The sequence below is a fragment of the Mycobacterium sp. NGS49 genome (assembly GCF_059812565.1).
This window is the reverse complement of the sequence record NZ_JCALCX010000010.1, coordinates 1-12762: the sequence shown is the minus strand read 5'-3', so window position 1 is coordinate 12762 and position 12762 is coordinate 1. Positions and strand designations below refer to the sequence as shown.

The following is a 12762-nucleotide window of genomic DNA, read 5'->3' as shown; positions in this document are numbered from 1 at the left end:
TCAGCGATCCAGGAACTCGAGGATCGCGGGCGCGGCCTGCACCCAGGTGTCGAACATGTTGAAATGCGTCACCCGGCCCGCCGCGCGGTCTTCCGACGCCCGTTCCCAGGCGTCCTCCGGCCACGGCGGGTCGATCAGCTCGGAACCCTTGATCAGGCAATGCACTTCCAGTGACGTGCGTTTGGGATGGTCCATGTCGTTCTCGCCGCCGCGGATGATCAGCGTGGGAACCTGGATGCGGTCGAACATTTCGTCCTCGACGCCCGGGATGGTCTGGCCGGGCTTGGAAACGAAGGCGTTGAGCCAGCGCAGCATCACCTTGAGGAAATCGCCGGCGTCGAAGTCGACGAACCGCTGCTTGTTGGCCGGGTTCTCCTCGATGCGGTCGCGCCATTCGGAGACCTTGATCACGCCGTCCATGCCGGTGCCCCGCACCGCGAGAATGCTGGGGACGATGTAGAAGGAGCCCAGCACGAAGGTGCCGTAGATGCCCCCGACGATGTTCCACACCACCAGCTTGGTGACCATCTCGGGATACAGCATGGTGGTGAGCATGGAATCCCTTGCGCCGCCGGACCCTCCGGCCAGGATGCACCGTTGGAAACCTAGACCTGTCACCAGCTTGTGCAGTGTTTCGGCGCGCATGTGGGATTCGCTCTGGCCGTAGAACTGGACATCCGAGGCGCCGCAATTGGGTCGGTCCCACAGCAGCACGCGGTAGCCGCCGTCGACCAGAGCCTCGGCCAGTGGGCGCAACCCCTCGATGTCCTTACTGAACCGGCCACCCGGCGTCAAGGCGATGAGATCCCCTGATTTGCCCAGGATTTCGTAGATGACGTTGCCGCCGTTGACTTCGAAGGACGACACGCCGGTCACGCCTGCACCAGCACATCATTGCCGATCACCCGGACCGGGTAGGTGCGAATGCTCCACTCCGGTTTGACCGCGGTGGTACCCGTCGCCAACTCGAAACCCCATTGGTGCCAGGGACAGTAGATGTACTCCAGATCTCGCACCATGACGGCATCACCGGCGGCGGTCTCGTCGACCATGGTGCGTCCCCGTGCCCGACCGGAGCACAGCGGACCGCCTTGGTGCGGGCAGTAATTGGCGATGGCGTAGAAGGTTCCGTTGACGTTGTACACGCCCACGCCGTGGCGTCCGATCGGCACCAGTTTGTGGCTACCCGGCGGGATCTCATCCACTGTCGCGACAACGTGTTCGCGACCCTGGGCCAGGCGGGGTCGCGGCTGTTCCTCGAGCATTCAGAGCACCCGGACCTGGCCCTCGAGAACCGGGACGGTCTCTGGAAGGTGGTAGGTCGCAATGCCGTTCTTGTACATCACCGCGTCGCGGGCACCCTTGGGCAGGTGCTTCACGAGCCAGCGCGGATCGTCGAAGGTCCAATGCGGATAGTCCGAGGAGAACAACAGGATCTTGTCGCACTCCATCCACTCCAGCATGCGGGTCAACTCGGTCTTGTCTTCCGGGTAGTCCAGCGGCTGGGTGGTGAACTTGATGTGTTCCTTGACGTAGTCCGACGGCTTGCGCTTGATCTCGACGCGTGACTTGCGGGCCTCGTAAATCGAGTCCATCCGCCACATCAGCGGCAGGATCCAGGTGAAGGCGTGTTCGACGAACACGATGCGCAGCGTCGGGAACCGGTCGAAGACGCCGTCGAAGATCAGGCTCATCACCTGGTTGGCGGCCAACAGCGAGTAGGTGACCATGAAGTCGTGGTTGTAGCTGGGGAAGCCGACGGGCGGCGTGGGCAGCATCTCGTAGTTGCTGCGGGACAGGTGGCAGCTCACCGTGATGTCGTGCTTGGTGGCCGCTGCCCAGATCGGGTTGTACATGGGGTGGCCCCATGAGGGGCGCGGCTCGGCCTTGATCAGAATCTGAGCCATATAGGGGTGGCCCGCCCACTCCTCGATCTCGCGGGCCGCGCCGGCGGGATCCTCGACGGCTGCGCAGATGGAACCGCGCCAGCGCTGATGCCAGTTGTTGTGGCTGTCCAGCCAGTGGTTGGCCTGCCAGTGGTTCAACGCCGTCGAGTAGGCCTGGTGTGCCTCCGGCAGCCGCGGCGTACGCCCACCCGGCTCCAGGATCGCGATGTCCGAGCCCGCCTCCATGATCAGCTGACGAAACGCCATGTCCGGGTCGCTGCCCGGGAACTCGCCGTCGGGCGGGAAAGTGTCGACCCGCATTGCGAACGAGTGGGCATAATCGGGTGCGTCGTAGTAGATCAGCTCGCCGACCTTGTGGTCGAGAAAGAACTTGCTGCGCCACGGCTCCGGGATGTACTGGGTGATTTCACCGCGTTTCGGCACTGGGTGGACGTCGGAGTCGACGCACCGGACGGCGATGCGCTCGGCGGCGGGAACCCGTTCATGCATGTGAGTCAGCGACATTGCATTCTCCCTGCCATCCCTGGCCATCTTCTAGGTCTCACTCACTTCTACTGTGCGCTCGAGCCGACGGCGATGTCTATGCCGTAGAGCTCGGAGGCATTGCGCCAACACAACTTGTCCCGCTGTTCGGGGGACAGGGCGCTCGGTATGTCGCGCACGTCAGCGCACTGCCAGTGGGGGTAGCTGGACCCGAACATCACCATGTCCTCTTTCCCGGTGAAGCCGAACCACTGGTCGGCGAAGTCGGCGTCACCGGGCCCGTCCATGGCGCCCTGCACGAAATACACATGGCCGGGCAGGTAATCGCTGGGGATCCGCGGTGCCCACGGCGTCTGCTCGAGGTGCGGCCGGCCGAAGGTGTCCATCCGCCAGATGAACGGCGTCACGAAATCTGCGGCGCCGTCGGCCCACACGAACTTGAGTGCGGGAAAACGTTCGAATACGCCCTCGGCGATCATGTTCATCAGGTGGTACAGGTAGTTCAGCGCCATGAAGCTCACGTACTGCTCGTAGGTGCGGGTGTGCCCGGACGGGGTGGGCGGGAAGCCGATGCCCTCGCCCGATTCGATGTGCACGGCCACCGGCAGATTTGCCGCGGCGGCGGCTTCCCATAGCGGCCAGAACTGCGGCTTGCCGTAGACCTCACGCGATTGCAGTGGTACGCCGATCTGCACGACCCGCGGATGCTCGCGCCACTTCTCCAGTTCGCGCAGTGCACCGGTGATGTCGTCGGGATTCACCCGAATGGTGCCGCGGAATCGTTCGCCGAATTGGTCGTGCTCGAGCCAGCGTCCCACCATCATCTCGTTGTGGGCGGCATGCAGCGCGGTGCCCAGGTGGCGGTCGGGCATGATGCCGCGCCCCATCGGGTGCAGGATCGCGACGTCTACCCCGCGTTTCGAGAAAAGCTCACCTGCAACGAATTCCGGGTCCGAACCGGGGTACTGGCGGCCGCGTTCGGGTCCTTCGGTGTTGGGTGCGTACTCACTGCCGGGTGCGCCGTACCAATCCATCTCATAGTCGGGGAACCCGCGGCTCTTGAACGGCTCGCGCAGGTAGCCACGCAGGTCTTTGTTGGTCGGGAAGAAGATGTGCACGCTGGTGTCGATGACCGGCGTACGTGTCCCGTCAGCGTGTTCGATCACGGAAACCATCCTCCCGCCGCGGCGGCGTCTGGACACATCGGTCCTGGTAGCGGCGCCTTTACTGCTTTAGATGCGAGTATTGTTCTTAAATCCGGATAATAACATTCTCTATCGGAAATGTAACTCAGAGCGTCGCTAAACGCGCCAAGGTGACCTCGGTTGCCGGACGCTCAACCCCCTCCAACTCGGCGAACACCTCGCCGGCGGTCCGGAAGCTGTCGACTGCGGCGGGCACCCCGGCATAGATGGCGACCTGAAGAAAGACCTCGCGGATCTCCTCGCGCGTCACGCCGTTGGTGATCGCGGCCCGAAGGTGGGTCCGCAGCTCGTGCGGTCGGTTCAATACCGACGTCATGGCCAGGTTGAGCATGCTGCGAGTCTTGCGCGTCAGCCCGTCACGGCCCCACACCGCCCCCCAGCAGTACTCGGTGATGAGGTCCTGCAGCGGCCCGGTGAAGGCGTCAGGCTGAGCGAGCGCTTTGTCGACGTAGTCCTTGCCGAGGACTTCCGAGCGGATCTGCCGGCCCCGCCGGTACGTTTCGCTGTCCACTGCTGTGCTCCTTTGCCACTGGTTGAGTAGCCAGGAGTCTAGGCGGTGAGCGAATTACCCTGTCCGGAAACGTGATTGAACGGGCGCGTCAGTGACACGCCCAGTTGACCACCCAACCGCCGCCGAGGTTGGCGATCGCGCGCTGCTCAGCCGCCTCCCGCGTGAGGCCCGTGCCGCCGTGATAGGTCGCGCCGTCGTGCGCGACCGCGCCGCACTTGGTGAAACTGGTCAGTACATTGCAGGTGTCGATGCCGCAGCGCTCCAATGCCAGTCGCTCGGCCATCGACTGGCTCTTCTGGCGCCATGCCTTGCCCGATGAGCCGTCGTGGCCGTAGGCGATGGCGCCGTAGAACTTGTGGTAGGGCGGCAGATTGTTGGGATGGGACTGGGCGGCGGCCGGAGGAACCGTCATCGCGGCGGCTACCAGGCTGGCGAGCGCCAGCACGACGCGACTGTGGCGTGCCTTCATTGGGTCGACCCCTTTCTCGACGCGGCGGAACCGAGTGTGAGCACTTGTTTACATGGATGAAACACTTACCGCCAAGGTAACGGCACCCTGGCTCCTGTGGAGCTGGGCGTCGGCCGATTCAAAGTGAATTCTTAAGCGCAGCAATTGTTTCGAGATCCCCCAAGCGGCGACCCCGCTGCCGCAGGCCCGCGAGTGCGATGTCGGTGCGCCCAGCGAGTCGCTTGATCCAACTGATCATCAGCGAGCCGGTCCGCAGGGCGGTGACGTCGCCCGACGGCGTGTAGAGCCAGCCCAATGGTCCGTGCCCGTCGTCGGGCAGCCGGGCGGTTTGGGCTGCCCGTTTCCCGGCGCTCGCCGCGCTCAGTTGCGCTATCCGCAAAAGTGCGTTCGCAAACTTCTACTGGAAGCCGATATCGGGTGTCCATACCGTTGGTGCCAGTTCAATGCATGCGGTTAGACGGTAGGGAGTTTCGATGTCGTATCTGATTGCAGCGCCGGACGTCCTCAACGCGGCGGCGTCCGATCTCGCTGCTATCGGCTCCATGATCAGTGACACGAACCTCTCCGTCGCCGCGCCCACCACCACCGTCCTGGCCGCCGGCGCTGATGAGGTATCGGCCGCCATTGCGGCCCTGTTCAGCTCGCACGGCCAGTGGTATCAGACCCTCGGTGCTCAAGCAGGACTCTTCCACGATCAATTTGTGCAGTTGATCGCGACCGGAGCGGGCCGGTACGCCACGGCTGAGTCCGCAAATACCTCGCCGCTACAACAACTTTCGGGCTTACTCGCTGACCCCGTACAGACACTGACGGGGCGTCCGCTGATAGGCAACGGCGCCGACGGCGCCCCCGGGACAGGTCAGAACGGTGGCAACGGCGGCTGGCTGCTGGGCAACGGCGGTAGCGGCGGTTCTGGCGGTGCCGGGCAGAACGGCGGCAACGGCGGCGCGGCCGGCCTCATCGGCGCCGGCGGAGTGGGTGGAGCCGGTGGGGCGGGCGCTGACGGCGCTGTGGGTCAGCCCGGCCGGGCCGGCGGCAATGGTGGCGCCGGCGGCGCGGGCGGGTGGTTGTACGGGCTCGGCGGCCAGGGTGGCATTGGAGGCGAGGGCGGTGTGGGGGGTGCGGCCCTTCCTGGTTTCAATCCTGGCCAGAACGGTGGCAATGGCGGTGCCGGCGGTGCCGGCGGCGCCGGGGGTCTGCTGTTCGGACAGGGCGGAGTCGGCGGCACGGGCGGCGACGGCGGCGCCGCTACCGGTACGGCTGCGTCAGGCCCGGTGGGCGGCAGCGCCGGAGCCGGAGGCAACGGGGGCGACGGGGGTCACGGGGGCTGGCTGTACGGGGATGGCGGAGCCGGCGGAAACAGCGGCAACGGCGGCGCATTCGTGCCGGATACCGCCGTGGTCAGCGGCGCCAACGGAGGAAATCTCGACGTCAGGGGTGGTGCCGGCGGCAACGCCGGGCTGTTTGGCAACGGTGGGGCGGGCGGCGCCGGGGGCGATGGGGGGGCGGGCCAATCAGCGACCGTGGCAGGTGCAATCGGTGGCGGTGCGGGCGGCTTCGGCGCCGACGGCGGCAGCGGCGGCACCGGCGGCTTGATCTGGGGAACCGGCGGTGCCGGCGGCGCCGCCGGCACCGGCGGCAACGGCGGTGATTGCGTCAATCCGGGCGGCCTGACATTCAATGGCAACGGCGGTTTCGGGGGTTTCGGCGGCAGTGGCGGCCAGAGCGGCCTGATCGGTAACGGGGGCAACGCCGGTGCGGGTGGAAACGGCGGCAACGGCGGCACCGGCGGCAACCACGGCGGCGATGCCGGCCCGGGCGCGCTCGGCGGATACGGCGGAGATGCCCAACTCTGGGGTAGCGGCGGCGCCGGCGGCGATGGAGGAGCTACCGGCACCCCGGGCGCACAAGGCGCGGTGTGGCAGACCAGTGTCGGTGGCGACGGCGGACAGGGCGGCTTCTTCTTCGGCAATGGCGGCAACGGCGGCAATGCGGGCGCCATACCATCGGGTTTCGCTGCGCCGCTGAACAATGGCCTGGGCGGCAACGGGGGCAGCGCCCAACTGATCGGCAAGGGCGGCGACGGCGGCGCCGGCGCGGGAGCGGCCCAGGGCGGCACCGGGGGTACTGGTGGCCGTGGCGGTCAGCTGTTCGGACAGGGCGGGGCCGACGGACCCGCCTGAAGCCCAATGAGGTTGTGCTGGTCGAGCTTTGACCACTTGGTTACGCGTTGAAGTCCTGGTCTGGCAGGCCGCAGGAGGCTATCGCAGTGTCACGGAATGCGGCGGCCGACGGCGGTAGGTATCGGTTGATCATCCATCCGACGGCGATGGGCCGAACCAACTTCGGGTCGTCGACTGCGATTTCGACGATGTCCGGCGGTGGAGTGGCCGCCTTCGGGAGCACTCCGACGCCCAACCGTGCCCCGATCAGACCGCGCAGGGTGGTGATGTCGGTGCCTTCGAAGGCAATGGCGGGCGTCATACCGTGGCGTACGCACGCGTCGTCGAAGATTCTGCGCAGCGTGTGGTTGCGGTCAAGGGCGACGAACTTCTGATTCTCGAGTTCCTCGAAGCCAATCATGTTCCGGTGTGCCAGCGGGTGGTCCCGGTCCACCACAGCGTAGAGCTGTTGGGTGAAGAGCTTGTGCCACTTGACCCCTGGCGATTCGTCGAACGCCATCGGATAGCTCAGGCAGACATCGATGACACCGGTGGTCAGATCGTTGACCAAGGCGGGACCGGCGCACTGACGCAGCTCGAAGCGCGCCGCCGGATGCTGGTCGTGATGGCGGCGGATGAGTCGCGGAACCGTGGACACGCCCAGAGAAACCAGGAAACCGAGTGCCACCGTCCCCGCGTCGACGTCCGCGAGCTGTCGCACACCCGCGACGGCTGTTTCCAGGCTGCGCTGGGAGGCCAGACTGGTTCGCAAGAATGCCTCCCCGAACCGGTTGAGTTCGTTGGCCCGACCGCGACGGGTGAACAACTCCACTCCGATTTCGTGTTCGAGCATGGCGATTGCCCTACTGACGGCCGATTGCGACACGGCAAGTTTTTCCGCAGCGTCGCGCAGCGTGCCGACTTCGGCGACGGTCTGAAAGTATCGCAGCTGATAAAGTTCCACGAGGTCAGATGTTAGTTGCGCAACCGGCAAGCAATGACCCGAAACGTTCGATTGAGGGCCAGGCTCGTTGATATGGACGGGTGGCGTTGAGCATGGTTGCCTCCATTAGGCGGTTTGACGTTCTGCCTCGAGACTGGCGAGCCAGGAACGGATCTCGGTGCTGTGCTCTCCCAGTCGAGGGGCCCGGGTCCGGTAGGTCACCGGTGTGCCGGACAAATTGACCGGGCTGGCTACCTGCCGACCGAGGGGTCCGTCGTCGTCGCGCGTCTGGCGAACCGGTTGCAGCCCCAGGCGGTCCGCGCAGCTGAAAGCCTCGGCGAGATCATTGACCGCTCCCGCGGGCACACCGATATCGGCCAACGCGGCGGTCCAATGTTGGGCGGACTGGGCAGACAGCACCCATTCCAGCCGGTCCCGCAGGTGTGCCCGATTGCGGACTCTTGCGTCGTTGGTGCTGAATCGCTCATCCTGTGCGAGTTCGGTGACACCCAGGACCTCACACAGTCCGCCGAACTGCTTATCGTTTCCTACCGCCAGTACGATCATTCCGTCACCGGTCGAGTACGTGCCGTACGGGACGATGCTCGGGTGCGAGTTTCCCATTGCGCGTGGGATTTCCTGCGCCAGAACATAACTGGCTGACTGATTGGCCAGGGCGGACAACAATGTCGACATGAGGTTGATCTGCACGTGCTGGCCCCGCCCGGTGCGGTCGCGCTCCCGCAGGGCCGACAGGATGCCCACCGTGGCGAACAGACCCGCCAACACATCCACAACAGCCACCCCGACTTTGGTGGGGTGCTCCGGGTCGTTGCCGGTGACGCTCATCAGGCCGCCGAGCGCTTGTACGAGCAGGTCGTAACCGGCCAGGTGAGCGCCGGCGTCGGTTCCGAAAGCCGTTACGCTGCAATACACCAACGCGGGATTGGCCTGTCGGATGGTGGGTTCGTCCAGGCCGAATCGGGCCATGGTTCCGGGTCGGAAGTTCTCCACCAGCACGTCGGCGTTGTCGGCCAGTGTCTTGGCCAGCCGCAGGTCCTGCGCGTCGCGCAGATCGAGGACGACGCTGCGTTTATTGCGATTGACCCCGAGGTAGTAGGTGCTGTCCCCGTCGACGTAGGGAGGACCCCAGGCGCGAGTGTCGTCGCCTCCGTCGGGTCTTTCCACCTTGACGACGTCGGCGCCCAGATCCCCGAGTGTCATCGTGCAATAGGGCCCGGCCAGTATCCGGGAGAAGTCGGCGACCAATAACGATGAAAGCGGTTGGTCCGCTGTGTGTTTCATTGGCAATCCAGCCAGGTTTCCATGACAGCGCTCCATTCTGTTCGCCACCTAGGCTATCGGTGCACTGCATCGGGGGTCCATCAGAAGCTTTCGCACCTAAGATTGCTTGAGGCGCAACTTGTTACAGGTGTGCCGGTATTTGTCAGACACGCAACGGTCTGTTCTCAACATTGTGCTGGTCCCGGATCGGCGCCCTGCCTAGCGTCAAAGCTGACGACCCGTCATGCTCGCGTTAGGAACACGATGTCATTTATCAACGTGGAGCCCCGCACACTGGCAGCTGTTGCCGCCGACCTGGCCGGCATCGGCTCAGTCATCACCGAAGCCAACCTGGTCGCAGCCGGTGCAACAGTTGAGATCCTCGCCCCGGCAGCGGACGAAGTGTCGGCCGCAGCGGCCGCGCTATTCGCGTCCTACGCGCAGCAGTTCCGCGTCGTAAGCGCACGAGCGGCAGCCTGCTACGACGTGTTCGCACAGACGATAGCCGTCAGTGCGGGAAGCTATGCGACCGCCGAGTCCGGCGGTGCCACGTTGCTTGGGGAATTGCTCAACGCCGTCAATGCACCGGCGCAAGTCTTGTGGGGCCGCCCGTTGATCGGTGATGGCGCCGACGGGGCGCCGGGAACCGGCGCCGCGGGTGGTGTCGGCGGCTTGCTTTACGGCAACGGGGGTAACGGGGGCTCGGGTGCGAGCGGTCAGAACGGCGGAAGTGGCGGAGCGGGTGGGTATTTCGGCCGGGGTGGCGCCGGCGGCGCTGGCGGCTCGTCCACGACGGGCGACGGTGGTGCGGGCGGCATCGGCGGACCGGGCGGAGTCTTCGGGAGGGGCGGCTCCGGCGGTGGTGGCGGTAGCGGACAGGTGAACGGCGGGGCCGGCGGTGCCGGCGGAGTGGCCGGTCTTTTCGGCGCAGGAGGTTCCGGCGGTATCGGCGGGCTCGGCGTAACGGGGTTCGGTGGAGTCGGTGGGGCCGGGGGAGCCGCCCAGTTGTGGGGCAATGGCGCGGCTGGCGGCACCGGTGGGCTGGGCGTCAACGGCACCGGTGGAGCCGGCGGTGCCGGCGGCCACGCCGGCTGGCTGTTCGGTACCGGCGGGAACGGCGGGGCCGGCGGCGCGGGTCGGGTGGACGGAGGCAGCGGCGGGGCCGGTGCTGACGCCGGCTTGCTGTACGGCGCGGGCGGTGCCGGTGGTACCGGTGGTACCGGCGGTGCCGCGGGCGGTGAGGGCGGAGACGGCGGCCGTGCAGCAAGGCTGTTCGGCCTGGGTGGGGCGGGCGGTACGGGCGGTGCGGGCCACCTCGAGGGTGCAACCAGCGGGGCTCTGGGCGGGGCAGGCGGAACCGGCGGAGAGGCGGGCATGCTCTACGGAACCGGCGGTGCCGGCGGTGCCGGCGGCATCGGGCATGTCCAGGGCGGGCCGGGCGGTGGTGGCGGCCATGCCGGCCTCTTGTTCGGTGATGGTGGGGCAGGCGGGCCCGGCGGCGCCAGCGGGACGAACGGCGGGGCGGGTGGCGCCGGCGGTGCCGCCGGCCTGCTTTACGGCTTCGGGGGCGAGGGCGGCGTGGGCGGCTCGGGCGGGTTTGCCACGTACGGCGCCGGTGGTGCCGGCGGGGGTGGCGGCCGGGCCGGCTCTATCGGAGTGGGTGGTGACGGCGGCGTCGGAGGCATCGCTGCCTCTGGCGGCGGTGGTGCCGGTGGTAACGGCGGCGATGCGCGCCTGCTCGGGAACGGCGGTGACGGTGGTGACGCCGGATTCGGCACGGACTTTGGCAGCAACGGCGGTACCGGTGGAATCGGCGGGTTGCTCCTCGGGTTGCGCGGCACCAACGGGTGGCCGAGCCGCTGAAAGGATTCCTTACGGCAGCTTGAAGTTTCGGAAGAAGCCGGACACATCGGTTCCGAGGTTCGCGATGCCGGAGATGAACGCGCCATCGTTGAAGAATCCTGACAAAGCGCCAGTGCCGGAATTGAAGAAGCCGGACGACGGAGCGCCTGCGGTGTTGAAGAATCCTGGACGCTGTTGGAAGTCGAAACCGATCGTGAACGGGCCGAAGGTGCCGGTGCCGGGGTAGTCGAGGACCTCCTGAATGACGTAATCAATCGGCGTCGGCGACAGGAGTGTGCTCTGGTCGATGGTCCATCCACCGAAGTCACCCTCTTTGAGTTTCTCGCCGCCGGCGGCAAAGATCACGTAGTGAATCTCCTGAATCGTGAACTGCGCCGACGTGATTGCGCCGATGGTGCCGGTGATGGGCACCGACATGTCGATGTGTATGTCATAGCGATAGGGGATTTCGGGGATGGTGATGTGGTAGCCGATCCTGGCCAGACCTTGGTCATCGCCCCGCCAGAAGAAGCCGTTGTTGTCACTGCCGATGTTGAATGCGCCGGTATTGACGTCACCGGTGTTGGCTAGGCCGGTGTTGAAACTTCCACCGTTGAAGTAACCGGTGTTGTACTTACCCGAGTTGAACCCGCCGGTGTTGTGATCGCCGGGGTTGAAGCTGCCCGTATTGCCGTTGCCTGCGTTGTACAGACCGGTGTTCGCGCTGCCCGCGTTGGCGATCCCCAGGTTCCCGGTGCCGGCGTTGAAGAACCCGGTATTGGCGCTACCGGTGTTGCCGATGCCGATGTTGTTGGTGCCGGAGTTGCCCAGTCCGAGGTTGCCCGTCCCGGAGTTGCCGATGCCGATGTTGTTGGCGCCGGAGTTGAACAGGCCGATGTTGCCAGTGCCGGAATTGAGGGCGCCGAAGCCAGTTTGGTGGCTGCCTTGCAGACCAATGCCGATGTTGTTGGTGCCGGTGTTCCCGAAGCCGATATTGCCGTCGCCGGAGTTGCCCAGGCCGATGTTGTGGCTGCCCGTGTTGCCCAGGCCGGAGTTGCTCAGGCCTGCCGCGAGTAGTGACCCGGAGTTGCCGAACCCGAGGTTGCCGCTGCCGATGTTGCCGCTGCCGATATTGAAGTTGCCGATGTTGCCGCTGCCCGCGTCGAAGACGCCGATGTTGCCGCTGCCGAGGTTGAAACTGCCGATGTTGCCGCTGCCGAGGTTCGCGCCGCCGATGTTGACGCTGCCCAGGTTCAACCCACCGAGGTTCGCCATGCCGACGTTGAATGTCGTCCCGTTGACCCCGGCGCGCCAAAGCCCGCTCAGGTTGTCGCCTAAGTTGTTGATGCCCGACAACTGGGCAGCAGTGGAGAAACCCAGTGGACTCGCATTGCCCCAGCCGGAGATGCCGGCGCCCCAGTTCTGTAGGCCGGATTGCAGCCCCCCGACATTGCTGAAGCCCGAATTACCCAGGATTCCTGGCGAAATGTTCTGTAAACCCGAATTGTTGGCGCCGCTGTTGAAGAAGCCGGATGAGCTGCCGGTGCCGCTGTTGAAGAAGCCCGAAGAGGAACCGCCGGAGTTGAAGAATCCGGGTGCCGCAGGAATATCGATGAGTGGGATGCGGATCGGGCCGATGCCACCGGTCCCGGCAATGTCGATCACGGTCGAGCCGTCCGGATTGCCGATGTTGAGCACTACGGCGGGATTGGCGATGTCGAATTCGATTTGGGAGAACTTGAAGGGGCCGATGAAGCCGAAGACCGCGCCGTCGAGCGCCGAGAATTCGACCGGATCCGCTCCGAACGCTGGGATATTGGCGGGGGTGGAAGACGCTGTGACCGGAATATTGATAGGGATCTTGATGTCGAAGTATCCGGGTATTTCCGGAATGGTGATCGTGTAGTTCGCGCCGAGCAGGCCTTGGGCGTCGCCGCGCCAGAGGATGCCGTTGTT

At 65.7% G+C, this 12762-nt stretch carries 11 protein-coding genes and 1 pseudogene; 2 read left to right on the top strand and 10 right to left on the bottom strand.

The features are described from left to right. From AC5Y7D_RS12100 to AC5Y7D_RS12070, 7 genes and pseudogenes are all read right to left on the bottom strand, one after another. A complete protein-coding gene (locus AC5Y7D_RS12100; protein ID WP_499924204.1) occupies positions 1–867 on the bottom strand; it encodes an alpha/beta fold hydrolase in 867 nt (288 codons plus the stop codon). 5 nt (positions 868–872) lie between these two features. Then, on the bottom strand, positions 873–1265 hold the full coding sequence (locus AC5Y7D_RS12095) for a Rieske (2Fe-2S) protein (protein ID WP_499924202.1): 393 nt from the start codon (positions 1263–1265) through the stop codon (positions 873–875). Continuing rightward, the gene (locus tag AC5Y7D_RS12090; RefSeq protein ID WP_499924200.1) at positions 1266–2411 is read right to left on the bottom strand and encodes an amidohydrolase family protein; all 1146 of its coding nucleotides are present in this window, start codon (positions 2409–2411) and stop codon (positions 1266–1268) included. It abuts the gene before it with no gap. A 47-nt stretch (positions 2412–2458) separates the two neighbouring features. Further along, the gene (locus AC5Y7D_RS12085) at positions 2459–3556 is read right to left on the bottom strand and encodes an amidohydrolase family protein (RefSeq protein WP_499924199.1); all 1098 of its coding nucleotides are present in this window, start codon (positions 3554–3556) and stop codon (positions 2459–2461) included. A 124-nt stretch (positions 3557–3680) separates the two neighbouring features. Next, positions 3681–4106: a carboxymuconolactone decarboxylase family protein gene (locus tag AC5Y7D_RS12080; protein WP_499924197.1), complete on the bottom strand. Its 426-nt coding sequence runs from the start codon at positions 4104–4106 to the stop codon at positions 3681–3683. A gap of 88 nt (positions 4107–4194) precedes the next feature. Further along, positions 4195–4575, bottom strand: coding sequence for a DUF4189 domain-containing protein (locus tag AC5Y7D_RS12075; protein ID WP_499924196.1), 381 nt, complete (start codon positions 4573–4575; stop codon positions 4195–4197). Positions 4576–4771: 196 nt separating this feature from the next. Next, positions 4772–4897: pseudogene (locus AC5Y7D_RS12070) on the bottom strand (phosphotransferase); the annotation flags it as partial. A 151-nt stretch (positions 4898–5048) separates the two neighbouring features. Between AC5Y7D_RS12070 and AC5Y7D_RS12065 the strand changes: the two are divergent. Continuing rightward, on the top strand, positions 5049–6758 hold the full coding sequence (locus AC5Y7D_RS12065; protein WP_499924194.1) for a PE family protein: 1710 nt from the start codon (positions 5049–5051) through the stop codon (positions 6756–6758). Positions 6759–6798: 40 nt separating this feature from the next. On the opposite strand, the gene AC5Y7D_RS12060 is transcribed toward AC5Y7D_RS12065, so the two are convergent. Together AC5Y7D_RS12060 and AC5Y7D_RS12055 are read right to left on the bottom strand one after the other, a co-directional pair. Further along, on the bottom strand, positions 6799–7701 hold the full coding sequence (locus tag AC5Y7D_RS12060; RefSeq protein WP_499924193.1) for a LysR family transcriptional regulator: 903 nt from the start codon (positions 7699–7701) through the stop codon (positions 6799–6801). A 105-nt stretch (positions 7702–7806) separates the two neighbouring features. Beyond that, positions 7807–8985 (bottom strand): CaiB/BaiF CoA transferase family protein, encoded by a 1179-nt coding sequence (locus AC5Y7D_RS12055; RefSeq protein WP_499924191.1) that lies wholly within the window; start codon positions 8983–8985, stop codon positions 7807–7809. A 243-nt stretch (positions 8986–9228) separates the two neighbouring features. Here AC5Y7D_RS12055 and AC5Y7D_RS12050 point away from each other — a divergent pair, with 243 nt between their 5' ends. Next, a complete protein-coding gene (locus tag AC5Y7D_RS12050; RefSeq protein WP_499924190.1) occupies positions 9229–10827 on the top strand; it encodes a PE family protein in 1599 nt (532 codons plus the stop codon). A 9-nt stretch (positions 10828–10836) separates the two neighbouring features. Here the strand turns inward: AC5Y7D_RS12050 and AC5Y7D_RS12045 are convergent. Then, on the bottom strand, positions 10837–12762 hold a 1926-nt coding region (locus tag AC5Y7D_RS12045; protein WP_499924188.1), incomplete at its 5' end, for a beta strand repeat-containing protein.